Source organism: Rhizobium sp. TAL182 (assembly GCF_002117725.1).
GTDB lineage: Bacteria > Pseudomonadota > Alphaproteobacteria > Rhizobiales > Rhizobiaceae > Rhizobium > Rhizobium esperanzae.
Genome location: NZ_CP021024.1, coordinates 1,203,976 through 1,226,229, shown reverse-complemented (window position 1 = coordinate 1,226,229; position 22,254 = coordinate 1,203,976). Strand labels below are relative to the sequence as shown.

Sequence of the window (22,254 nt, the reverse complement as noted above, 5' to 3'; positions counted from 1 at the left end):
AATCGGGTGGGGTCGCTGCCGTTGACAGGCTTGCGGCCGGTCAGCGTGCGATAATTCACAGATTGGCCGCTAAAAAACAGCGTTTGCAGAAAACGGACTTTTTCAATTCCGATTCGCTGTTTGCCGCTTGCCCGCGGGCTCATATGAGCACATTCTTAAATTTGATCCTGGCGGTGCGGTAAGACGAGAGGTCAGGCCTGCAACGCTCAATCTCGACCTCGCAGTACTTCACGTGGCGCATTTGCTTGACTGATCCCGAGCGAGGAGGTGTCCATGTCCACGCCCTATATCGACCACCCGCTACAACCGGGCGACCCGGTCCCGAACGTTGTGTTTGATGCAATCTCGCGCGAGGGGAAGATCGCACTTGACGATTTTCGTGGCCGCAGCCCGTTGTTGATCGGTTTGTTTCGGGGCCTGCATTGTCCGTTCTGCCGGCGCCATGTCGCCGCCATGGCATATCTCAACCCGATGCTGCGTGAGAAAGGTGTCCAATCCCTGGCTGTTGTAAACACCCCGGTCGAACGCGCGCGGCTCTATTTCCGTTACCATCCGATACCCGATCTTCTTGCTGCTTCGGACCCGGTACGGGCTTCGCACCAAGCCTTCGGCTTACGCGAGGTCGGGATCGACACGGTGATGGCGATACGGATCGATCTTCCGGGCGAGTTGCCCGAGCCCATGAGCGTGGTGGCAATGGGCGAATTTCTTAACAAGAAAGAAGGATATCAAATGACGGAAGCCGATGAGCGGATGATGACCGCCGACCACGGGCAGCTTGTCGGTCAGTTCCTCATAGACCGGCAGGGAATCGTGCGCTGGAGCTTCACCGAGGTGCTGGAGGCTGGGCTCCAGACATTCAAGGCACCGAATTCCCAGGAATTGATGTCGGTAGCTTCCCAGGTCGCACCTTGAGAGAAAAACTGGCTCGACGCCCACCGCCCGGGTGGTGCTCAGTGAGTTGCGGAACTGCTGCGGCCTTTTGAGGTGGAACACTCCGCATCACGCGGATATATAGGTCATGCTGCGTTGGCTTTTTAGCGGTTACCGATGCCCAATTCTCCCGATTCCTCAGGTGAAAGCGTTAGCAGCTCGATCTCGGGTCGCAATCAGACAGCAGATCTGGCGGCGCAAGCGGCTGCCTCGGATTCACCAGACAGTGCCCAAGTCAACGACCCGCAACCGCCCCACGGATCCTTCGGCCAAACCAGACGGGCCGCGAGCAATCTATTCCGGGCGCTACGTCACGATTTGCAGGCAAGTTCTGCCTTGGCGAAGAGCAGGACGGCCGCTTCGGTTTTGAGGCGGAAGCTGCGGCGGTCGATGCGGCTGGCAGCCACATCAGCTCCAATCAGGTGGATGACCACTGCTCTAGCCAGAGCCGGAGGCGGAACTCGCGTTCGGCGTATCAATCCGGCACAAAGCAGCCAGCGCCGGTCGCGTCTGGCGGGCTGGTGGAAATTCGCTCTCGGGCTGACCCTTCTTGTCTGCCTCCTCGTCGGAAGCGTGCTGGTGTGGGCACTGAAAGACGTGCCCTGGAGCGAAATCCGGGATGGAACGTTAAAGCCGGTCGTGGTGCTGGAAACTGCCGACGGCGCGCCTCTGGTCAGGCAGGGACCTTATCAAGGGCCATATGCGCGCTACGACCAGTTTCCGCCCCATCTGATCGACGCCGTCCTGTCGATCGAGGATCGCCGGTTCATGGATCATTTCGGCGTCGATCCCAGGGGCATCGGCAGGGCGTTTCTGCGGAACCTGGAGGCCGGCTCGGTGGTGGAGGGTGGCAGCACCATCACCCAGCAACTCATCAAGCTGCAATATCTCGACAGCGATCGAACGATAAAACGAAAGATACAGGAAGTTGTCATCGCCGTCTGGCTGGAATGGAAGCTCGGCAAGCGGGAAATCCTGACGCGCTATCTCAACAGCGTCTATCTTGGCGCGGGGGCTACCGGCATGCCTGCGGCCGCGCGCATCTATTTCAACAAGGATATCGGCGACCTTAACCTACCGGAGTCGGCGATGCTGGCGGGGTTGTTGCGGGCGCCCAGCCAATGGAACCCCATCGATAATTTCGAAGGCGCCCGGCAGCGCACCATGGTCGTTCTCGACGCGATGACGGCCAATGGCAAGATCACCGCGCCGGAGGCGGCGGAGGCCAAGGGGAGCTTTGCCAAGCTGCATCCAACGACGCCGACGCCGCGCTCGGGAAGCTGGTTTGCCGACTGGATTTCGCCGCAGGCGAGCGAAATCGCCGGCTCGTCGCCAGGTTCGACGACGGTGCGCACCACGCTGGTGCCGCAGTTGCAACAGATGGCCGAGCGCGTCGTGAAACGGTCCCTGGACGGCGAAGGAAAAACAGTGGGGGCATCGCAGGCCGCTTTGGTTGCGATGACGCCGGACGGCGCGGTCGTAGCGATGGTTGGCGGGCGCGACTACAAGGCGAGCCAGTTCAACCGCGCCGTCACTGCGATGCGCCAGCCGGGTTCCACCTTCAAGCTATTCGTCTACTACGCAGCATTGAAGGCTGGGCTCACCTTGTCCGACCAGGTTCTGGACGCGCCAATCGAAATCGACGGCTGGTCGCCGGAAAATTCCGGCGGCAACTATAGTGGGTGGGTTACGCTCGCTGAGGCATTTGCGCGATCGCTCAATGCCGCGTCGGTGGCGCTTACCCAAGAGGTCGGTCTGGACAATGTGATTGCCGCGGCGCGCGAACTCGGTATCGATGCGCCACTGGCCGACACGCCGTCTTTGGCGCTCGGTACCTCCGAAGTCAATCTGCTCAATCTCACCAGCGCCTATGCGTCCGTCCAAGTCGGCAAGGCCCCCGTCAAGCCCTGGGGCATCATCGATTTCCAGGCGGCAGGGCAGCCCAAGGCCTTTCGCGTTGGCGCGCAATCCAAGCCGAGTGTCGATCTTTCGCCTTACCAGTCCGATCTTCTCGGGCTGCTGCAGCTGGTGGTCGAGCGCGGCACCGGACGTGGAGCAGATCCCGGCACCTTTGCGGCCGGCAAGACCGGCACCAGCCAGAACAATCGTGATGCCTGGTTCGTCGGCTTCACGGACAACCTCGTCGTCGGCGTCTGGGTCGGCAATGATGATGACGCGCCGATGAAGGGAGTGACGGGCGGCGCCCTGCCGGCCCATATCTGGCGCGACTTCATCCGCGAGGCGACGACCGCACCAAGCCTGAACGGCGTGCGATCGACCGAAATAGTCGACGATGGTCAAGGCGCACCGCAGTCCTGCAACATCAGCGCCTGCTCGCGCAGTTACCGATCCTTCCGCCCGTCCGATTGTACCTATCAGCCCTATTCCGGCGGCCGACGGCTTTGCGAAAAGTGATCGGGTTCGGGAGATATCCAACCGCGGGGACTACCTGCCCAGAGCGTTTTTCAGCGCATCGACGACGACACGGACGGAGGGGACGTCTTTGATATCGGCATGGACCACAAGCCAGACCTCTCTCGTCAACGGCTGTTCGGTCTCGATGCGCTGGAGACCGCTCGACTCCAGGGCGGCGAAATCGGGAAGCATGACGACACCAGCACCAAGGCTTGCAGTTGCGGCCTGAAACTCCAGAACGGACGACCTCACGGTGATCGGCCGGCCGGCGGCCAGTTCGACAAGCCGCAATTGTTGCGGTGAGGCGTTCATGGTTTCGTCGTAACCGATGAAGGTCCAGTCCGCCGGTGGAACCGTTTCGAGATAGGCCTTCGATGCGTAGAGATGAAAGCTTGTCTCACCGAGCTTGGCGATAGCGTAATCTCCGTCCTCCGGACGCGACATTCGCACGGCGACGTCCGCCTCCCGCCTGTTCAGCGAGGCGAGGCGCTTTTCTCCGACAAGCGTGATCTCGACGCCGGGATGGTCTCGCCTGACGGTCGCGATCGGTTTTGCGAGCAGCACGCTTGAGAGTGCGGGAGGCGCGCTGATCCGGACATGGCCGCGCAATTCCGTGGCGCTGCTGCGACCAAGCTGCTCGATTGCGGCTGTCTGGACGGCGACGAGAGCCGCGTGCCTGGCGACCTGCTCTCCGTCCGAAGTCAAGATGATGCGGCGTCCGCGGCGGTCGACGAGTCTGCGTCCGAGACTGGCTTCAAGCGACGAAACGCGCCGACTGACGGTCGCATGTTCGACGCCGAGTTGTTTTGCTGCGCTCAGCAACGTTCCCGATTGCGCGAGGGCCAGGAAATGCCGAAGGTCGTCCCAATCCAGTTTTGTGAAATCTCTCCCAATCATTGTGCAGTAATAGGGAATTTTCACCCATTTCGCCATCGCTTAATTTGTCCGAAATAAGGAGAGCACGAGCGATGACTGACCAGATCATATGGCTGAACGCCCCCGGCGACAGCACCCAGCTCCATATTGAGCAGTACCAGTGTGAGGGCCCCGGCGATGGCGAGATCCGAATCCGTCATGAGGCGATCGGAACGAACTTCCTTGATGTTTATCACCGAAAAGGTATCTACCCGATGCCGTCCTACCCCACGGTGATTGGCGCCGAGGCGGCTGGCATCGTCGAGGACGTCGGCCCCGGCGTCTCGATGTTCGAGAGAGGTGATCGCGTTGCCTATGCCGGGCCTCCGGTTGGCGCCTATCGCTCCGCACGCAACATCGCCGCCGAAAGGGCGATCAAGCTGCCCGACGCCATTTCGGCAAGAACGGCCGCGAGTTCGCTGCTCAAAGGCATGACCGCCTACATGCTGTTGAAGAAGACCTATAATGTGCGTGCAGGAAATCAGGTTCTGATCCATGCGGCCGCGGGCGGGCTCGGCAGCATCCTGGTTCGCTGGGCCAAATCGCTTCAAGCCACGGTCATCGGGACGGTCGGCTCCTCCGAAAAAGCAGCCCTCGCCGCATCTTGTGGAGCCAATCATCTGATCGTTGGACGCGGCGCCGATATCGTCGCTGAAGTGAAGCGGTTGACGAACGGGCTCGGCGTCGACGTCGCCTATGATGGGATCGGCGGCGAGACGCTTCTCAAAAGCATACGCTCTGTCCGCCCATTCGGCATGGCTGTCACCATCGGTCAGGCGGCCGGCGCCATTCCACCCGTGGCTGTCGAGGAACTTCGCCCGGGCAAGGCGCTATGCCATCCGAGCATCATGGCCTGGTGCGCCGACGTCGAACAATATCGCGAGGCTGCAGTCGCTGCGATCAGGGCGATGGAGACAGGCATCGTTTCGCAAATCGGTGCCGAATACCGTTTGTCCGAGGTTGCCAAGGCGCACGAAGAGATGGAATCGGGGCGCGCGGCGGGCAGTATCCTGCTGATACCTTGATTGCCTGCGCTCCGATCCGAGCGGCGGCTTTCGACGGGCTGATCCGGGTGGGCGATCCGGCAGCCCACTTATCAGAAAAATGGCATTATCTTATCCATTCCGTCTATCTACAGCGACAAAGCGTGTTTCGGTAGACTGCCGCCAGGTGGGCGATCGGCAATGGACCGGCCCGAGCCACCTCGTAAGGACGCCGGCCCGTCCGGCCGGCGGCAAGTGACGGAAAAGGATGAAAGACATGTCTACAGACAACAAGCCACTGATCGCGGTCACCGGTGCAACGAGCAAACAGGGGCGCAGCGTCGTTGCGACGCTTCTTGAAAGCCAGCGTTTCCGCGTCCGCGCTCTCACTCGAAGAAGGGATTCGCCCGAAGCTTTGCGTCTCGAGAAACTCGGCGCGGAAATCGTCGCCGCACCCCTCGCACTCGGCCTTCAGAAGGAATTCGTTGCGGCATTCAAGGGCGCGGACGGCGCGTTTCTGATGACGCCGCCGATCGCCCCGCCGGAGACGACCGAAGCGCCTCTCGGCCGGCAGCTGGCGGATGCGGCCGTGGAGGCCGGCGTCGGGCACATTGTCTTCAGCACGCTGGAGAATGTGGACAAGATCACCGGTGGGACGAAATATGCGCCGCATTTTACCGACAAAGCGCGCGTTGCAGATCATATTCGCGGCCTGCCGATCTCTCATTCCTTCGTCATGCTGGCATTCTTCTATACAAACCTTATCGAGTATTATGCGCCGCGCATGGAAGGCGACACCCTGCTCTTGCCGATTTATCTTCCGGAAGATTTCCGGGCGCCTTTCGTCGATCCGCTGACGGCGACCGGGCCTGTTGTCCTCGAGATTTTTTCGAACCCCGAGCGCTACAACGGCAAAACGCTGCCGATCGTCGGCGATATCATTTCTCCGCGGGAGATGGTCGAAACCTTCCGGCGCGTCACCGGCCGCAAGGCCGAGTATCGAAATGCTTTCACCAGAGATGGGCTGCTGCGCCATTTTCCGGAATTTGCCGCCAACGAATTTTTCGTTCGAGAGCTTCTCGGGATGGTCGAGTATGCGGTCGAATATGGCTATTTCGGCAAGGAGCACGATCTCGAATGGAGCCGGCGGCTCAATCCCCAGACGCTCAACTGGGAGCAGTTTCTGCGGACGACGGGATGGCGCGGCGACAAGAGGTCTTTCGGAGATTGAAGCTGTCTCGCACAAGTGCCGCAGCGCCTGCGTGGCAACGACATGCTTGAAAGCAAAGTCTTACGACGGCCGGATTCCCGGCAGCTTGGCAATCTCGGCGGCAAGAAAGTCGACGAGGAGCCGAACGCGGGCAATGGCTGAACGCTCCGGAACAATCAGCAAGCTCAGCGGAACGGGCGAAGGCCGATAGTCTCCAAGCACCACCTCCAGCCGGCCGTCGTCCAGCAGATCGTGAACCAGCCAGAGATGTGTTGGACCGATGCCGCGTCCGGCAGCAAGGGCTTCGCGCGCCGCAAGCCCGTGATCGACACGCAGCCGGCCGCCGACCGGGATGACCAGGCTGGCGCCATCGGGAGAGGAAAGAAGGAGCTGATTGCTGCCAACCACGTTGGACATCACGATGGTTTCATAGCGTGACAGATCGGCCGGGCGCTCCGGCCGCCCCCGGGCGGACAAATAGGCCGGAGCACCGACCAGCAGCCGCTGGCTCTCTCCGACCGCGTGGAGTTTCATCGAGCTGTCGGCGAGAGGTCCAAGGCGAAGCGCCACGTCAACGCCTTCGCGAACCAGGTCGATGCGCTCGTCCGTCAGGTTGAGGTCGATGCGGATGTCGGGATGCCTGTCCTGGAAGTCAAAGATCATTCGCGTGACATGCATGACACCGAGCGCTGCCGTACAGGAAAGCCGGACAGCGCCCGCCGGCGCCTGACGGGCATCTCTGGCTTCCTCGGCAGCCTGTTCGACCAGGCGCAGGATCTGCAGGCAGTTGGCATAATAGCGACTGCCTTCCTCCGTCAGGGTGACGCGGCGGGTGGTGCGGCTGAGAAGCGGCACGCCGACAGCCTCCTCAAGCTCATTGAGGTGCCGCGTCACGGTGGACTGGCCGAAGCCGAGCTCCTTTGCGACCATCGACAGGTTGCCGCGCTCGGCCACCCGAACAAAGGTGCGCATCCTGTCAAAAGACAATCCCGTGTTATCCATTTTTCAGCACAGTGGTCGCCATCCGCTCCATATACGGAATAATCCTGACTGTGGCCAGGCCCGGCACGTGCCAGATCACCGCGTCGAACCGCGCGGCACTATCGAAAAGCCGCAATCGACCCTGTCTTCCCCGGGCGGCTCATCGTGGATGGCGCGCAGCAGCATGTCGGCGACGCGGTGGCCGATATCCTGGCGCGGTAGGTGCACCGTCGTCAGCGACGGCTCGATGAAGGGCGAAAATTCCAGGTCGTTGAAGCCGCAGATGCCGACATCCTCCGGCACGCGGATGCCGCGCGCCTTGCATTCGATCAGCACGCCGAAGGCCAGTTCATCGCTCTGGGCAAAAACGGCATCGACATCGGGCACGCGCTCGAGCAGGCGGGAGAACAACTCCCTGCCGAGGCCGATACGGCTCGGCGCATCGCCGCCGATGATGAGATCCTCTTGGAAAAGGCCGGCTTCCCGCATCACCGCCTCATAACCGGCAATGCGCCGGCGCGAGCGGACGTCGCCGCCGCGGCCGATGAAGGCGATCCGACTATAGCCCCTCGACAACAGAAAGCGGGTCGGCTCAGCGCCGGCCGCATAATGATCGAGGCCGACGACCAGCCTGTGCGGTTCCTGGCTGAGATCGGTGATATGGGCGATGGGACAGGCGGCGTTCTCGATCAGCGGCAGAAGATTGCAATAGGATTCGGCGCCGGCGATGATGACGCCGGCCGGCTTCTGGGTCAGGATGGATTTCAGCAGGCCGGCCTCGCCCTCGGCATGGTGCAGCGTGCTGGAATATTGCACAGTGAACTCGGTGCCGCGGAAGCGATCCTCGATGCCGATCATCAGGCCGGCAAAACCGTACTGATGCAGGGCGGGCGTGATGACGCCGATAATGCCGTTGTGGCGGCCGGCCAGCGCCCGGGCGGCAAGATTGGGAATATAGCCCATCTCCTCGACCGTGCGCAGAATCTCCTCGCGCAGATCCTCCGAGACGATTTCCGGATTGCGCAACGCACGCGAAATGGTGATCGGGCTGACGCCCACCTTCTTCGCCACATCGCTCAGCTTCACCTGCATCCCGCGTTTGGCTTTCCGCCCCCGCTCACCCGAATTCTTCATCGCCCCTCATATACCGTGGGCGAGACGCGCCTGCGGCTGATTCCCCGGTCATTACTTCCTGACGAAGAAATATTTTAGAGTCTACTAACTTTTATGGCCGCAACGGGTTCCAGATCCGACTTGCCGAAGAGAGCGGGATCGCCTTTATCAGGCGAAACGACCGGCAGTTTGGCAGAGAGCGCGGCGGCCGGCGCCGACACCGGGCGACGAAGGTTAAACTTCAGTAATGTCTTACAAATCGGAAATATAAACATGATCAATATTTAATTTGTAAAGCCATTCGGCGCGATCATATTAATCCCGAGCGCGAATTCTTCTTGCCCTCCCCGATCGTCGCTTCCCGACGATCCGCGCCGGCGAGCGAAGGAATTGGCGCACCTCATCCGACGCCAGGTCCCAGACATGGAACTACGACGCCATCACAAGCCAACGCTCTCGCAAGGGATCACCACCATGTCACATATTCTCAGCAAACATCGCACAGCAGCGCTTGTCGGGGCCGCCATCATCGCCGGCGCGGCTTGCCTGCCCTACGCCATCAATTCGTCCAGCGCCTTTGCCGCGCCATCGGACACGGGCGGTATTCTCGCCCCGAGCGGCTCCTTCGCCTCCGTCGTCGACGCCGACAAGCCTGCCGTCGTCACCATCACCACGACGATGAAGACAACGGATGTCAGCGCCGATCAGCAATCGCCGATGGACGAGCAGTTCCGCCAGTTCTTCGAGGATCAGGGCATTCCGCTGCCGCGCCCGGCGCCGCAACAGCGCGGCTCCCAGCATGCGATGGCGCTCGGCTCCGGCTTCATCGTCAGTCCCGACGGCGTGATCGTCACCAACAACCATGTCATCGACAATGCCGTCGGCATCAAGGTGACGCTCGACGACGGCACGGAACTTCCGGCCAAGCTGATCGGCACCGATCCGAAATCCGATGTCGCCGTCTTGAAGATCCAGGCGGGCAAGCCGCTGCAGACCATCGCCTGGGGCGATTCCGACAAGCTGAAGCTCGGCGACCAGATCCTGGCGATCGGCAATCCCTTCGGCATCGGCACCACGGTGACGGCGGGCATCGTTTCGGCGCGCGGCCGCGACCTGCACAGCGGACCATATGACGATTTCATCCAGATCGATGCGCCGATCAACCACGGCAATTCGGGCGGCCCGCTGGTGGATCGTGAGGGCAAGGTCGTCGGCATCAACACCGCCATCTATTCGCCGAACGGCGGCAGCGTCGGTGTCGGCTTCGCCATTCCCTCCGACGAGGCCAAGGAAATCGTCGCCAAGCTCGAGAAGGACGGTTCGATCAATCACGGCTACCTCGGCGTGCAGATCCAGCCGGTCACGAAAGACGTCGCCGATGCCGTCGGCCTCGACAAGACGGGCGGCGCGCTGGTGGCCGCCGTCTCCGCCGATACGCCGGCCGCCCATGCCGGCCTGAAGCCCGGCGACATCGTCACGTCGGTCGGCGGCGAGACCGTCAAGACGCCGAAGGACCTGTCGCGTCTCGTCGCCGATCTCTCGCCGGGCACGCAGAAATCGCTCGGCGTCTGGCGCGACGGCAAGCCGATCGATCTCAACGTCACCGTCGGCGCCAATGCGGACGGCCAGAAGCAGGCCGCAGCGACAAGCCCGGAAGCGCCGGGTCGGGCCTCCGGCCAGCCGAGCCTCGGCATCGGCCTTGCCGAGCTGACGCCGGATGTGCGCCAGCAGCTCAACCTGCCGCGCTCGGTCAGCGGCGCGGTGGTCGCCAGCGTCAATCCGGACAAATCGGCCGCTGCCGCCGGCATTCAGTCGGGCGACGTCATCGTCTCGGTCAACGACCGGCCGGTGCACAATGCCCGCGACGTCAAGGCCGCAATCGCCGAAGCCGGCAAGGCCGGCCGCAAATCCGTGCTGCTGCTCGTCGAACGCGACGGGAATAAAACCTTCGTCGCCGTGCCTTTTGCCGCGGCGTGAAGCAATCCAGCAAAAGCTTGCGAAAGCGGGCTCACTTTGCTGACAAAATCTCTTCCGTCATGCTCGGCCTTGTGCCGAGCATCTGACCACCGCAATTGTTCCGCCGTAAAAGCGCTAATTATCAAATGCCCGATTGGACGTGCGCAGATCCTCGGCACAAGGCCGAGGATCGTCCCGTCGTGGCTGTCCGGCTCCGGGACAGAGCTGCGCCCGGACCTCGCAATATAAAGGCAGCATTTCCCGCGAAAATCCAAACAAACCGCCTGCATTGTATGCCGGGAAACAACACAAAACCACGACGTTGCCTTATTGCATGACATTCCCGCAGACGGGCCGTCAACTGCCGCTGGACGAATTAACCCTACTGCCTTACCTTAATATCAGCATCAACTTGAATACATCCCGCCCTGTGACATCGTATTTTCATGATCGCTAATTTGTTCCGGCACGGCGCCCCGGAACGGTGACCCGCCTTTCCCGAGAGGGACCGGCTTCATGCATCAAGGAGCGCCGCAACATCAAACGGAGGGGTATGCCATGAATAACATTGTGGAATTTCGTGCCAAATGCCCGGACGACAAAAGCCTGGCCGACTGTCGGGAAGCGCTTGAACCGCAGGTGATGAAGATCATTGCCGAGGCCGTCGGCAGGGGCTATCCGCCGGCCGAAGCGGCCATGGTGGTCGCCGACATCGCCGACGACTATATCCTGATGCTGTCGCGCGAGTTGCGCCATTGAAGGCTCTGAGTGCGTGCGATAGCCGGTAGCCAGGGAATCAGTGGACCGCGCAGCGCCTGCCGGGGTAGCAGGGGTACAGGAGACGAGACCAGCCGCGCGGCCCGGCGATCCAAACGCCGGATAGTGCCGGAAGTTCCGGCTCCGGCGCTATCGCCATTTCGGCAGGCGTGGCGGCGCGTTGGCCTGAATCTCGTGCAGCGGCGCATGAGACCCGAGCAGCTTTTTCAGCTTCTTCTCCTCCGCCGGACCAATCCCGAACTTGCGGCAATGCTCGGCAACATCATGTTCCCGGGGCCCGGGAATACGAACTTGGCGATTGCTCATGCTCTTCATGTCTGCTTCCTCCTTGAAAGGGTAACAAACAGGCGGCGGTTTTGTTCGTTAGAAAAGTCTAATTTTAGTAAGCCGTGCGAGAGAGCAATATATCAGCCGAGCTGACTCCGTTTGCTGCGTTTGACCTGCCGGCAGTCGCCGTCAGTCGCCAAACAGCGCAAAGTGGCGCACCGCTCAACTGATCTTCAACCAATGCCTGAGCGCCGCCACAGCCCCATCGCTCGCATAGGCAATGACCCCGCCCGTCGTCAGGCCTGCGAAGGCAATCAGCCCGGAAATGCCATAGCCGATCGATTTCATCCGTTTCCACTCTTCGAGCGCCGGGCCGACCGTCTCCTGGTTCTTCTCGACGGTTTCCTTGAGCGTCAGGATCTCGGCGCGGATCTGCGCGTCGGCGCCGCCTGTGATTGCCACCCTGGTATCGAGATGGGCGATCTGCCTTGCCTGTTCGTCGAGCCGTCTGTGGATCACCGTACGGCTCTCATGGGCATTGGCCTTTTCGTCGCCCATCTCCTGGCGCAGCAGCGCGACATTTTCCTCGATGCCGGTCAGCCTTCCCTCGACGCGCCCGAGAGCGCGCAGGATATCGTCGTTGGATGTCATGGCGGGGCCACCTCAGGAATTGAATTTGAGCTTCTCGGACTGGGCAACGCCGTTCGATATCCGGTCGATCATGACCGGCTGCGGGTGGATGAAGGAGACCGGCGAAAGCTCCCCGACGGACGGCGCCGGACGCACCACAGAGCCGGCCGGCAGAATGACGGCGCTCACGCCTTGATAGGTGATAAGGTTGCCGGCGATGCTGGCGACGACCTGCGTGCTCAAGCGAGCCAGGCCGTCCGGACCGGAATAGATGTGCAGCGTCTGCTCGGGCCTGAAGATGCTCGCATCCGCGACGACGATCTGGTTATAGGTGGTAACGCCGTCCGTTCCGGCCTGCGCGGTCAATGTCGTGCTCGCAAGCTCCAGCATGCCGGGCCAGACACCGCCTCTGGAGGGGGAGACCCATGCTGCATAGGTATCGATTGCCGCGTCGCAGCAAGCCGATGTCTGCGCAAGGATATCATCGCGAAGCCGCCATTTTCCCGAAGCGTCCGTTCCGTCCGACGGCCAGCTGTTGTTGGTTCCATAGACCTGATACTCGGCCCTGAGGCCGAGATCGTTGCAGGTGATGGTCCCGGTCGCTGGCGAGGTGCCGCCGGCGAAATTGTAGGTGAAGGTGTTGGCGTCGACGACCGATATCACATAGCTTCCATTGTAAGCGGTCGGCGTCGCTCCCGAAATGCTGACGGTCTGGCCGGTCGCCAGTCCGTTGAGGCCGCTTGCGATGGTCGCCGTGGCGACCGTGCCGACCGAGGTCAGCGTGACGTTGCGTGTGATCGTCGTCCGCCCGAGCGGCGGGAAGGCGACGATTCTGACGCCGGCATATTCGGCGCGCAGGCGGGTGACCAGCGAGCGGTAATTGGTGGTGAAGAACTGCGTATAGGTCGAGGCCGTGTCGTTCTGCCCCATCTGATTTGTTATGACCGTGAACGGCCATTTATTGCCGTTGAAGGCGTTGGATTTCTCGGATGATGTCGCGGCGCCTGGTGGCGATCGAAGAGCCGCTGCCGGTGTATTCGCGGACGGAACCGGCGCCGGGCATGCCGATCAGGCAATGGGGAATGCGGCCAGGGCCGCCGTCCCTGTCGAGCCAGCGGCGCAGCCAGCCGAGATTGCCGCGCGCATCGGCAGCGGAAGAATATTCCTGTCGCGCCTCGCCGATGCTGTCGACGAACGCCAGCGCGACCGGCCTTCCATCCCAGTCGCCCTTGGCGACCATGAAATCGGCCCCCCAATATTGCGGCTGAGCCTGTGTGCCATAGCCGGTATCGAGCGCGGCAGTGCTGTCAGCGAGCGGGCTATCCTTGAAGGCAAGAAGCGTGGCGAGATCGCCGGCGCCCCAGACGCGTTCGCCGCGATGCTTCTGGATGCGGTAGACCGGCCAGATCTTCTCGCCGACGGCGGTGTGATAAAACAGCCAGATTTCGATTTCGCTTTCCGGCGCGACATCGGGAATGGTGAGCTCGTCGGTCCAGGCCCCGTTCGTCTGGTCGGCGACGGTCACCGTGTTCGCCCCGGCGAAGCTGCACTGGTAGAAGACGCCGGCGACGCGGATGAACATGGCGTCGGTGATCACGGAATTGCCTGGCGTGCCGATCGTGCTGGTGACGACGGTTTCCTGCGGCGAATTTCCGCCTTCGGTCGAGGCGAAGCCGGAGAGATGGAAGCGGAAGGTCCGCGTCTTGTATTGCGGCGTGTTGACGACGATCTTGGTGCAGACATAATTCGTGCCGGAGGCGGCGGTGACGATCGCGCCCGACGGCATGCGGTTGCGGGTGGCGAAAAACATGTAGCGGTCGGGGTCTCCGGCACTGCCGCCCGCGCCGGTCCGCATCGGATTGGCAAGGGCGAGCGAAATGGCATTCATCATCGGCGTGTTCCGTATCGGCTGGTGAGGTCATCATAGAATTTGACGCTACGCTCCTGGCGGGCGTTGGCGCGGTCGAGCGCCTGGCGCTCGCGCGCGAGGACCGCAATCAGCGGCTCGCCCTCGCGGACAGGCGCATGCGCTTCCTGCTTTCTGAGATCGTCGGGCAGCGGCGGCAGCACGATGCCGGCCGCCGCCTGCCCGCTCGCGACCGCCGCCTTGTTCAGGCGCTCAGTGGCGGAGCAGCCAGTCACGATCAGCAGCAGTGACAGCGCAAGCGCGGTTCGTTTGCGAAAGCTCGAATTCATAGGATCGGATCTCGTTTTCCAATGTGTCTCTGGCGGCCTGCTCGGCGGCCTTGGCGGCCTCCAGGCGCCTGCGGTGCTCCTCACCGGCGCCTGCGGCCGCATTCCGCTGGCGCTCCATCTCGGCCGCCCTGGCTTCGGCCGCGGTCTTTTCGGACATGAGGACGTAACCGGCGCGCGCCTGACGCGCCGCCGAGGGATAGCCGATCGACGCGGCATAGAGGTGATAGAGTACGAGGCCTGCGGCGATGCCGGCGCCCATCTTCAGCGCGTCGAGAAGGCCGAACATCAGATGCCCTCCAGGCAGAAGGCGCGCTCCTTCTGCCGGCGGCGCGTCAGGCCGGGAAAGGTGATGCCGGCGGCGCGGTTCCATTTGAGGAGAGCCTCGCAGCCCTCGGCCGTCCTGCCCTGGTTGATCAGCTTGACCGCGCTCGAGCCGCAGGCCGCCCCGACGCCGACATTATAGGCAAAGGAGGTCAGCGCCACGAAGCGGGCATCCGGAAGCGGGGCCGTGACACACTGCTCTATGCCATTGGCATACTGCTGCAGTTCGAGCGAAAGCAGCGCCCTGCACTCTCCCACCGTCTTATAATCGCCCGGCTTCACACCATTGGTGCTGCCATAGCAGATCGTCCACGGCTGACCTTGAGTGGCCGGGTCAGGATAGGCATGCTGTCGGAGCCCTTCGAAGCTTCCGACCAATGCAACGGCCATCGCGGCCGCGGCGCTACCTTTCTGCAGGCGGTTTGCCATTCAGTTCTCCTGAGATTTTCTGCTGGACGAAGATGCGGGCGACGATCGCCGCCGCGGCGAAGAGCCCCGATGCCGTGGACATGGCGAGCTGGATGTAGAGATTGCCGGATACCCAGGTTGCCGCGAGGACATTGGAGACGGGCTCGAGGAGGATGAAGAGCAGCGCCAGCGCCATGAGGCGAACGCTCCAGGCGCGCCTCAGCACCGCGCGCCAGTTATGGACGAGCATGGGGTAGGCTCCAGATTCTGAATGTGGCGAGGCACTCGGCCCCTGCGTGGAGACGGCAGCGAGAGTTTTACGTTCAATGGTACGTGGTGGTCTTCCGCCGAGCGGAAAAAGGGGTGTGTAGTTCCTGAGTGTGATAGTGCATCATTGATCCTGAGCCGTCTGGAAGAGGATGCACTATGGGAAATGCTCTTCACGGCAGCGCCCGCACAACGCCGTGTCTTCGAACCATCCTCGCTGGCAATTGACAAAGAGGAAAAATTTTCATTTATGCCGGGCGTTGCCCGCGGCGGCAGGGAGACCGATCCCTATCCGGTCTTGGCGATCGGAGTTGAGACTGCTCCGTGGCGGGTCTTTGCTGCTACGAGTTTTTTATTTCCGATCTGATGGTTCGCGAGCTTGCATCGGTGCCGCCCATGAGCGGGAACGCACAAGGGGAAACATCCGGTCATGACTGTCCTCGCCGCCTGGCTTGTCATTGCAGCGATTTTACTATTCGGCCTGACCCTTCATCGTGCGCTTGTGCTTCGGTTGAACCGCGGCATTAATCCTTCTTTTCGTGACGGGACGGATCTGCTCCTCAGCGGCGTCTTGCCGGGACTTGCGCTCGTCGGCGGTTTGGCAACTGCTCTTGGGGCAATTCATTTGTTGCGCGCGGAAATCGTGCTGCCCCTTGCTGCCATGTTGATGATCTGGCGCCGGGATGATGTGCGGGCGATCTTTGGCGATTTGCGCAATTTGGGCCGTAACGGGTGTGCGGGCGACCGCCAAGGGCAATCCATTCCCGCTTTTGGCCTCAGCTGCATTTATTGCCTTGACGGGGGTAATGTCGGTTACAGCGCTTTTCCCGGCAGGATCAGCTGACGTTTGGGCTTTTCAGATCCCACTCGCCCAAAGCATCGTTTCCCATGGCGGATTCGTCTCGCCGCAGATGAACAGCAATTTTTACGGAAACATACCGCTTTTCTTCAATGTACTTTTTGCTTGTGCACTATTGTTCGTCGACCATTGGCTCGCTGCGGGTCTGATGAATGTGGCGATATTCCTCGGATTCCTGCTGCTGCTCACAAGTTGTGCGCACCGTTGGCGGGCGGCCGGATTATTGCTGGTTTTCTTCCTGATCGCGTTCCAGCCCTTTTTTACGCCAGGCGCCGCAGTTCCTCTGACAGACCTTCCCAGATCCTGTTTTTCGGTTGCCGCCGTCCTTTATCTTTGGCGTTACCTTGAGACCCGCAGGCCTTCAGAGATTGTCTGTTGTGCTTTGCTCTTGGGTGGGGCAGTCGGTGGCAAATATACCGAGCTTCAGATGGTTGGATTGATCGGCTTGGCGCTCTTGCCTTCGATCTTTCGCGGCAAATTGCCATTTTCGCTTTTTTTGACTTGCCTGGCCGCGTTTTTATCCCTTGCGGGCTACTGGTACGTCAAAAATCTCATTGTGCTCGGGAATCCGATCTATCCTTTCTTCTTCGGGCATCCCGGACTTTCGGACCAGTGGATGGCGGCTTATCGCATTGAAGTCGGCCGTGCATTCGATCCGGCAAACCGGGTTTTCGTCACCGATCTGACAACCCTTCAAGGCTGGCATGACTTTTTCTTCATACTGCATGATTGGTTTCTGGATCGCCGCCAATATGCAATCGTCGCTCTCATCCTTATCGTCGGTGCGTTGATTGCGTCGTTTAGAAGGATTTTCCTGCTCGTCGCGATGACTGCTGCGATGTTCATCATCTGGTACGCCGTCATGTTCAACCACATACGATGGGCAACGCCCGCTTACCTATTGTATTACTCCACGGCGTATATCGGCGCGAGCTTGATAGTCGAGAAAATTGCAGCGAGCAGTGCTGCCCGGCCGGGTGGAATTTTATTCGAAAAGTCGGCACGTCTGCGGAAAGGACAGAGGGCCGTCAACGGCCATTTGTTCGCGTTTGCGGTGGCGCTCGTTACTGTCGTTGCGTTCTGTCATCCTGCCGTTAAATACATGTCTCGCCCCAAACGCCAACCCTATTCCTGGATGGAGCAGGGCGTCATGGATGTCCTGATTGGCCGGCAAAAACTCGATGATTTTCTGGGAGCCCAGCGTGAAGGTTACACCGTCTATCGCTATGTCGCGGCAAATGATTTGAGGATCGTATTTCAACCATTCGATACGGGTAGTACTTTAATTGCCGCCGCCTATACGGGAGGCAGAGATAAAGGGTGGTTGCTGCCGCCTTATATCTTTCCTGAATCCGAAAACGATGTGGACGCCTTTATCGAGCGCAATCACATCCGGTACTTTATCCGGTTAACAGAGAAACAGCATATAGTGGCCGATCGCATCGGCGCCGCCAAGTTTGCGTTGGCGGAAAAAACCATATCGCGAATGTTGCCGGAATCGACTTTGCTGCTGAAAGACGCATTTGGGTGGGAACTGTACCGGTTCAACGGTTTTCCCCTACAATGAAATCGGACGCGTCCGCAATTTGCTTAGGTGTTTGGTCTTGGAATTGGCTGGTGCGGATTGATTTTGAAGATTGACGGGTCTTTTGTCCAGGCATTGCGGGCGCTGCCATAGCAGATCGTCCACGGCTGACCTTAAGTGGCCGGGTTCTGGATAAAGCATGCTGCGGGAGCCTTTCGAAGGACCCGACCAAATGCAACGGCCATCGCGGCTGCGGCGCTACCTTTCTTGAGCCTGTTCATCTTTGAGATTCTTCTGGTGGATGACGCGCGCGATGGGGGACATCAGAAGGATGCCGATCGACAGCCATTTCGGGATGAAGTCATCGAGGTGCGGCACGACATAAGGCAGCAGCTCCAACAAGCCAAGTAGACGCACCACATGGACAGCGACCACGTGAGCACCGCGGCGCTTGTTGCGGATCAATTTCATGGGGTTTTTGCCTCAGTGTCTGCGGCTTATTAGAGTACTCGCAAGTACACTAATAGTTGTCTCTTGATAAAGTGTTCGCGCCGAGGTTACTTGGCCGCATGCGTTCACTTCAAAATTCGGGCAAAGTCGAAGGTATCGATACCGTCAGAGCGGTTGCCGCCCTGTCTGTTGTATTCGCGCACCTTCTTGGCCCGGCGATGCCCGGACTTTCGAAATACCTCTTCACGGGCCATCCGGCGGTAATTGCCTTCTTTGTAGTCTCGGGCTTCTGCATCCACTATCCGTACCAGGCGCGCATGCTTCAGGTCGGGCCATTCCTTGCCGGCCGCTTTATTCGGATAGTGCCGCCAGCCGCCGCAGCCTTCATCCTGGCGCAAGCGCTGGGTATGCGAGCCTACAATCCGATCGACGGCTATATTCTCTGGTCCGTCGTTTGCGAGGCAATTTACTACTGCCTTTATCCCCTTATCCTAGCCATCTCTCGCCGGATTGGTTGGCCCTTGCTCATCGTGGCATCTGTCGTGGCCGCATATGGCGTAGCGATAGGCGTTGGCTCTGACCAATTCGGAAACGCCAAAGCCTACGGACCACAACTCAATTGGGTTGTCGGGCTCCCCGCATGGCTCCTCGGCTGCTACCTTGCTGAAAATCTTCACCGTCTGAAGCTGCCAGGCAATGTTTGGGGCTGGCGCGCCGCGACTGCCGCAACTGCTTCTGCTCTCTATTGGGCGACGATGAACACCGCAGCCGGCTTTTACCTGACCATGGTGCCGTTCTCGGCGCTCGCCGCTTGCTGGATACTGGTGGAGATCAGGAACGCCTCTGAAAGAGGCCCCATCAATGTCTTGGAGACCATCGGTGAGGCCTGCTTTTCAATTTACCTCGTCCACGTCATCGCGGCCGCGGCAATTGGATGGTTGGTGACGACGCCGATCGTCGTTTGCGCCCTGTCGCTGGCTCTCGCCTATCCGTTCTACCGATGGATCGAGAAGCCGTGCCATGCCGCCGCACGCCGTGCCAAAGCAAAGATGGAGCAGCTAGCCGCCAGACATCGCCTGGAAGAACGCGACGGAATCGCGATAAGGGACGGTGCGTAGTCGCTCGAAGGTGCTGAGGACCGATTCCTGCGGCAGCGAAATGCCAAACTGACGCAACTGTAAAAGCGCAAGCTAATGAAGAATGCTGCGCCGACTAGCTACAATTCATCGCGCCAAACATTCACCAGCAGGTATGATCCCACAAAATGGCCCAAACTGCTGAACTGGCCGGCTGAATTGGGAAGGCCGCTAACGGATCGATCACTTGGTAAGGATATAGCAGTGAAATGCACTGCTGCTATCATTTTTTTGGCCTATAGCAGTGAGAGGATTTGCAAACATCCGGAGCGCATCTACCCACTCTGCTTTTATGCTTGGCAACTTCTGAGGATCGACGCTCGCAACCATGCTCATGAGCGCCGGAAACATCGGTCGAAAGCCAATATCCCATGCTTGGATTACCACTTTGGGCAGGTGTTGTGAATGGTGAGAAACCGAAAGGCCTGCGCTTCTAAAAATCTCCCGCCAAGCATCATCTGATTTTGACTGCTTTATGTTATCGCTCAGTCTTCCGCGGTCTAGCAATTCAAGCCACTTCCACTGCTCATCCTTGGTCTTGGCATATAAGGAGTTATAGAAGCTGAACTGTGGAAGGGTTTCATTCGGTAGCATCAGGCAGATCTTGCCGCCGGGCACCAAAATTCTTCCCAGCTCAGACATGACCTCAGCCGGGTTATCCAGCCAATAGACGATGTTAGAAAAGATCGAACCAAACGAATTACTGTCGAAAGGTAGGGGCGCGTTTCCATCTCCCTTGATCGTTTCCTTATAGAAATTCAGCGCCGCCGCTTTTCGAAGCAGATTAGCTTTATGATCGAAGCCTACGCTTATCTGGTACGAAGGAGAGCTCGCCACGAGGGGATCGTAACTCTCATCATAGGAGTCATACACGTCTACGTTCTGATAAAATCGGTCAAGTTTCTCCGTCTTTTGAAATGCATCGAAGCCTGCGCTAAACCGCCCCCCCGCTCTAATGAACGAAAAGACGCCGTCTCCGCATCCAAAGTCTAGCGATCTCCCTTCGAATTCGAAGCCCTTCATCGCCTCGATATCCAAATACCTCCAGATAGCGGTCTCAGGCCGGAGCCAGAACACGCTCAACAACTGCTCTAAAATCGAAGTCACTTGATCACCGCTATCGCTAATTTCATCCCTATGCTATACGATGGAAGGCAACGCGGTTCAACGCGGATGTGCGGTTGTCCTGCGTAAAAGCCGGGGCCGAAGCGGACCTCTCAGCAGATGAACGATTTCTCTCGGCGTGTCGGAACCGCGAACCGAAACGAGAGTAATCATTGCAAAAGACGTGGCATCAATAATGGCGGTCTCAAGCTTACAATTTGCCGCCTCCTGAAAAAATGCGCTGATCTGCGCCGCCGAGAAGCGTATGCCGCAAACCCCGCCGCCATCATGTGGCTGTCCTGGACGAAGGTTCCGCTATAGTCGAAGGCATCCGGCGTTTCGCGTCCTGCTAGGCTACTTATAACACCACTAGCTCGGCGGATCGGCCTGGCGAAGCGTTAGCCGGAATTGCAAAAGGCACTATGCAGCCCTCCCACACGGGAAACAGAAGCCATCGGTCCACATCCATATATTGCCGGCTGCGCCCGCGACTTGGCGGATTTGCTTGTTCGTGTTTGTCCATATATCCGCTGAGCCGATGGCATAGTTGCCGGCGACCTGGACAGAGCCGACGTTGCCACCGTCATTGCCGATGCTTGCAGCCAGTATTCCCTGTGAGGGATCTGAAAAAAGCGCGGCGGCCGTCGTGGCGGAGGAAGTATACTGGAATCTCAATTTTGCCTTCACCCGCGCTCCATTCGGCACTGTCAGTGCCAGGAATGTCGAGGTTGTAGAGATAGCGGCATTGGCAGCATCCTTGACCGGCGTCACAAAGGTATATTCGTCACGTGGATACAGAACAAATGGCCGAATGTTCGAACTTCCATCTGTTAGCACGACGCCGATGCATTTCACGATCGTATAGCCGGTAAGCAGTGTCGTAGTGATGCCGCCGATGATTGGCGAGGTCGAGAAAACCACGTCGAAAGACAGATCGGCGTCCTTGCGTAAGGCATATGCGAAGTATGTCGCATTTGCTGCGACGGCACCGGCATCGAGGCCGCCGGAGCCCGTTCCGGCCGCAAATGTTCCCGTCACCCTCTTGGTGAACGCCGCTGGGCTGGAAACGAAACTCGACCCCGACCTGGCCGAGCCGGAGGTGAAGTCGATATGGGTGTTCGGGCTCGCGCCGTTGTTGGAAAGGATTAGGCCGACGACGAAATCGCCCACAGCCGAACTGTCGGCTTTACTCTCGATCCTGGCCGCGAGCTTATTGGTGAAGAAGGCGGCACCGGAACATATGATGTTGACGCTATAGCCGTTCTTGAGGACAAGCGTGGCCGCGCCGTCGATCGTCTCCGAGCCTGTGGGATCAATCGTCACGTCACCACCATCGGCAATGACGCAATAGTGCCAGTTTGCGCCGAGCGCTGCCGCCGTGCTGAGCGTGAGCGTCGCGGCCTGGGTGAAGCGATGGACCGCATTGTCGTCGGACGCAAGCGCCGTGTAATCGCCTGACTTCGCCGCATAAACCAATGCCTTGTCGAATCCGACGTCGACGCCGTTCTGCGTGAACCCCAAGAGCCCGCCGCCCTTCAGATAAAGGCCGGTCTGGGGGTTGGTGGCGAAGCCGATGCCGGGCGCCGAAACCGTGCCGCTTGCCGCTTTGAGTGGCGCGGTCATCGGCGCCGAGCCGTCGCGCGGCAGCGAGTTGGTGATTTCGTTGCCGAGGTCGGTGGTCAGCGCATTCCAGGGTGCCGGGTCGATGACCTGGCCGACAGCAGGGGTCGTGCCGGCTGGCTTCGAATAGACGCCGGTCGATGGGTTTCTGGGCATTGGTCTTCTCCAAAAGAAAATGGCCCCGCGGA

Annotated in this window: 22 protein-coding genes and 1 pseudogene; 10 read left to right on the top strand and 13 right to left on the bottom strand. The window is 60.0% G+C overall.

Going from position 1 to position 22,254, the window contains the following annotated elements; genetic code table 11:
• The first annotated feature begins 273 nt into the window (after positions 1-273).
• Entirely contained in the window at positions 274-915 is a 642-nt protein-coding gene (locus tag Tal182_RS06250) for a peroxiredoxin-like family protein (protein WP_085858671.1), read from the top strand.
• 597 nt (positions 916-1,512) lie between these two features.
• Positions 1,513-3,348, top strand: a complete 1,836-nt coding sequence (locus Tal182_RS06245; RefSeq protein WP_245344830.1) for a PBP1A family penicillin-binding protein — start codon at positions 1,513-1,515, stop codon at positions 3,346-3,348.
• A 30-nt stretch (positions 3,349-3,378) separates the two neighbouring features.
• Here the strand turns inward: Tal182_RS06245 and Tal182_RS06240 are convergent, their stop codons facing one another.
• Positions 3,379-4,245, bottom strand: coding sequence for a LysR family transcriptional regulator (locus Tal182_RS06240; protein WP_206426546.1), 867 nt, complete (start codon positions 4,243-4,245; stop codon positions 3,379-3,381).
• 71 nt (positions 4,246-4,316) lie between these two features.
• On the opposite strand from Tal182_RS06240, the gene Tal182_RS06235 reads away from it, so the two are divergent.
• Both Tal182_RS06235 and Tal182_RS06230 read left to right on the top strand, forming a co-directional pair.
• Positions 4,317-5,288: a quinone oxidoreductase gene (locus Tal182_RS06235; RefSeq protein WP_085858667.1), complete on the top strand. Its 972-nt coding sequence runs from the start codon at positions 4,317-4,319 to the stop codon at positions 5,286-5,288.
• 235 nt (positions 5,289-5,523) lie between these two features.
• The gene (locus tag Tal182_RS06230; RefSeq protein WP_085860861.1) at positions 5,524-6,477 is read left to right on the top strand and encodes an NmrA/HSCARG family protein; all 954 of its coding nucleotides are present in this window, start codon (positions 5,524-5,526) and stop codon (positions 6,475-6,477) included.
• Between the two features lie 60 nt (positions 6,478-6,537).
• On the opposite strand, the gene Tal182_RS06225 is transcribed toward Tal182_RS06230, so the two are convergent.
• Together Tal182_RS06225 and Tal182_RS06220 are read right to left on the bottom strand one after the other, a co-directional pair.
• Positions 6,538-7,458 (bottom strand): LysR family transcriptional regulator, encoded by a 921-nt coding sequence (locus tag Tal182_RS06225; RefSeq protein ID WP_085858665.1) that lies wholly within the window; start codon positions 7,456-7,458, stop codon positions 6,538-6,540.
• A 75-nt stretch (positions 7,459-7,533) separates the two neighbouring features.
• Positions 7,534-8,571 carry a LacI family DNA-binding transcriptional regulator gene (locus Tal182_RS06220; protein WP_085858663.1) on the bottom strand — a complete coding sequence of 346 codons (1,038 nt, stop codon included), beginning with the start codon at positions 8,569-8,571 and terminating at the stop codon, positions 7,534-7,536.
• Positions 8,572-9,024: 453 nt separating this feature from the next.
• Here Tal182_RS06220 and Tal182_RS06215 point away from each other — a divergent pair, with 453 nt between their 5' ends.
• Together Tal182_RS06215 and Tal182_RS06210 are read left to right on the top strand one after the other, a co-directional pair.
• The gene (locus Tal182_RS06215; RefSeq protein WP_085858661.1) at positions 9,025-10,527 is read left to right on the top strand and encodes a DegQ family serine endoprotease; all 1,503 of its coding nucleotides are present in this window, start codon (positions 9,025-9,027) and stop codon (positions 10,525-10,527) included.
• Between the two features lie 537 nt (positions 10,528-11,064).
• Positions 11,065-11,265 carry a hypothetical protein gene (locus Tal182_RS06210; protein WP_085858659.1) on the top strand — a complete coding sequence of 67 codons (201 nt, stop codon included), beginning with the start codon at positions 11,065-11,067 and terminating at the stop codon, positions 11,263-11,265.
• 147 nt (positions 11,266-11,412) lie between these two features.
• Here the strand turns inward: Tal182_RS06210 and Tal182_RS06205 are convergent, their stop codons facing one another.
• The 7 genes and pseudogenes from Tal182_RS06205 to Tal182_RS06175 form a co-directional block, all read right to left on the bottom strand.
• Complete coding sequence (locus Tal182_RS06205) at positions 11,413-11,598, bottom strand: hypothetical protein (RefSeq protein ID WP_020920687.1); 186 nt, start codon at positions 11,596-11,598, stop codon at positions 11,413-11,415.
• A gap of 174 nt (positions 11,599-11,772) precedes the next feature.
• Complete coding sequence (locus tag Tal182_RS06200; RefSeq protein ID WP_085858657.1) at positions 11,773-12,201, bottom strand: DUF1515 domain-containing protein; 429 nt, start codon at positions 12,199-12,201, stop codon at positions 11,773-11,775.
• 12 nt (positions 12,202-12,213) lie between these two features.
• Positions 12,214-14,071: pseudogene (locus Tal182_RS06195) on the bottom strand (hypothetical protein).
• On the bottom strand, positions 14,068-14,295 hold the full coding sequence (locus Tal182_RS06190; RefSeq protein WP_085860860.1) for a hypothetical protein: 228 nt from the start codon (positions 14,293-14,295) through the stop codon (positions 14,068-14,070). The pseudogene Tal182_RS06195 and the gene Tal182_RS06190 overlap by 4 nt, the downstream one beginning before the upstream one ends.
• Positions 14,296-14,299: 4 nt before the next feature.
• Positions 14,300-14,662, bottom strand: coding sequence for a hypothetical protein (locus Tal182_RS06185; RefSeq protein ID WP_085858655.1), 363 nt, complete (start codon positions 14,660-14,662; stop codon positions 14,300-14,302).
• Positions 14,662-15,126, bottom strand: a complete 465-nt coding sequence (locus Tal182_RS06180; protein ID WP_085858653.1) for a lysozyme — start codon at positions 15,124-15,126, stop codon at positions 14,662-14,664. Before Tal182_RS06180 ends, Tal182_RS06185 begins: the two co-directional genes overlap by 1 nt.
• Positions 15,101-15,355 (bottom strand): hypothetical protein, encoded by a 255-nt coding sequence (locus tag Tal182_RS06175; protein ID WP_085858651.1) that lies wholly within the window; start codon positions 15,353-15,355, stop codon positions 15,101-15,103. Before Tal182_RS06175 ends, Tal182_RS06180 begins: the two co-directional genes overlap by 26 nt.
• A gap of 144 nt (positions 15,356-15,499) precedes the next feature.
• On the opposite strand from Tal182_RS06175, the gene Tal182_RS06170 reads away from it, so the two are divergent.
• The 3 genes from Tal182_RS06170 to Tal182_RS06165 all read left to right on the top strand — a co-directional run bounded on the left by Tal182_RS06170 (position 15,500) and on the right by Tal182_RS06165 (position 17,798).
• On the top strand, positions 15,500-15,739 hold the full coding sequence (locus tag Tal182_RS06170) for a hypothetical protein (RefSeq protein WP_125461460.1): 240 nt from the start codon (positions 15,500-15,502) through the stop codon (positions 15,737-15,739).
• A 63-nt stretch (positions 15,740-15,802) separates the two neighbouring features.
• Positions 15,803-16,216 (top strand): hypothetical protein, encoded by a 414-nt coding sequence (locus Tal182_RS32650; RefSeq protein ID WP_245344828.1) that lies wholly within the window; start codon positions 15,803-15,805, stop codon positions 16,214-16,216.
• A complete protein-coding gene (locus Tal182_RS06165) occupies positions 16,179-17,798 on the top strand; it encodes a hypothetical protein (protein ID WP_245344827.1) in 1,620 nt (539 codons plus the stop codon). Before Tal182_RS32650 ends, Tal182_RS06165 begins: the two co-directional genes overlap by 38 nt.
• Positions 17,799-18,014: 216 nt before the next feature.
• Here Tal182_RS06165 and Tal182_RS06160 read toward each other — a convergent pair whose 3' ends face one another.
• Positions 18,015-18,227, bottom strand: coding sequence for a hypothetical protein (locus Tal182_RS06160; protein ID WP_011424451.1), 213 nt, complete (start codon positions 18,225-18,227; stop codon positions 18,015-18,017).
• A gap of 98 nt (positions 18,228-18,325) precedes the next feature.
• On the opposite strand from Tal182_RS06160, the gene Tal182_RS06155 reads away from it, so the two are divergent.
• Complete coding sequence (locus tag Tal182_RS06155; protein WP_085858646.1) at positions 18,326-19,324, top strand: acyltransferase; 999 nt, start codon at positions 18,326-18,328, stop codon at positions 19,322-19,324.
• 201 nt (positions 19,325-19,525) lie between these two features.
• Here Tal182_RS06155 and Tal182_RS06150 read toward each other — a convergent pair whose 3' ends face one another.
• Together Tal182_RS06150 and Tal182_RS06145 are read right to left on the bottom strand one after the other, a co-directional pair.
• Positions 19,526-20,470 carry a methyltransferase domain-containing protein gene (locus tag Tal182_RS06150; RefSeq protein ID WP_164517812.1) on the bottom strand — a complete coding sequence of 315 codons (945 nt, stop codon included), beginning with the start codon at positions 20,468-20,470 and terminating at the stop codon, positions 19,526-19,528.
• 396 nt (positions 20,471-20,866) lie between these two features.
• Positions 20,867-22,222 (bottom strand): hypothetical protein, encoded by a 1,356-nt coding sequence (locus Tal182_RS06145; RefSeq protein WP_085858644.1) that lies wholly within the window; start codon positions 22,220-22,222, stop codon positions 20,867-20,869.
• Positions 22,223-22,254: the final 32 nt, after the last annotated feature.

Coding starts and splice junctions, on each gene's coding strand:
- Tal182_RS06205 (WP_020920687.1), bottom strand. CDS start 11,598: ATGAAGAGCATGAGCAATCGCCAAGTTCGTATTCCCGGGCCCCGGGAA.
- Tal182_RS06200 (WP_085858657.1), bottom strand. CDS start 12,201: ATGACATCCAACGACGATATCCTGCGCGCTCTCGGGCGCGTCGAGGGA.
- Tal182_RS06175 (WP_085858651.1), bottom strand. CDS start 15,355: ATGCTCGTCCATAACTGGCGCGCGGTGCTGAGGCGCGCCTGGAGCGTT.
- Tal182_RS06165 (WP_245344827.1), top strand. CDS start 16,179: ATGTCGGTTACAGCGCTTTTCCCGGCAGGATCAGCTGACGTTTGGGCT.
- Tal182_RS06230 (WP_085860861.1), top strand. CDS start 5,524: ATGTCTACAGACAACAAGCCACTGATCGCGGTCACCGGTGCAACGAGC.
- Tal182_RS06220 (WP_085858663.1), bottom strand. CDS start 8,571: ATGAAGAATTCGGGTGAGCGGGGGCGGAAAGCCAAACGCGGGATGCAG.
- Tal182_RS32650 (WP_245344828.1), top strand. CDS start 15,803: ATGACTGTCCTCGCCGCCTGGCTTGTCATTGCAGCGATTTTACTATTC.
- Tal182_RS06215 (WP_085858661.1), top strand. CDS start 9,025: ATGTCACATATTCTCAGCAAACATCGCACAGCAGCGCTTGTCGGGGCC.
- Tal182_RS06145 (WP_085858644.1), bottom strand. CDS start 22,222: ATGCCCAGAAACCCATCGACCGGCGTCTATTCGAAGCCAGCCGGCACG.
- Tal182_RS06155 (WP_085858646.1), top strand. CDS start 18,326: ATGCGTTCACTTCAAAATTCGGGCAAAGTCGAAGGTATCGATACCGTC.
- Tal182_RS06235 (WP_085858667.1), top strand. CDS start 4,317: ATGACTGACCAGATCATATGGCTGAACGCCCCCGGCGACAGCACCCAG.
- Tal182_RS06250 (WP_085858671.1), top strand. CDS start 274: ATGTCCACGCCCTATATCGACCACCCGCTACAACCGGGCGACCCGGTC.
- Tal182_RS06210 (WP_085858659.1), top strand. CDS start 11,065: ATGAATAACATTGTGGAATTTCGTGCCAAATGCCCGGACGACAAAAGC.
- Tal182_RS06240 (WP_206426546.1), bottom strand. CDS start 4,245: ATGATTGGGAGAGATTTCACAAAACTGGATTGGGACGACCTTCGGCAT.
- Tal182_RS06225 (WP_085858665.1), bottom strand. CDS start 7,458: ATGGATAACACGGGATTGTCTTTTGACAGGATGCGCACCTTTGTTCGG.
- Tal182_RS06180 (WP_085858653.1), bottom strand. CDS start 15,126: ATGGCAAACCGCCTGCAGAAAGGTAGCGCCGCGGCCGCGATGGCCGTT.
- Tal182_RS06185 (WP_085858655.1), bottom strand. CDS start 14,662: ATGTTCGGCCTTCTCGACGCGCTGAAGATGGGCGCCGGCATCGCCGCA.
- Tal182_RS06160 (WP_011424451.1), bottom strand. CDS start 18,227: ATGAAATTGATCCGCAACAAGCGCCGCGGTGCTCACGTGGTCGCTGTC.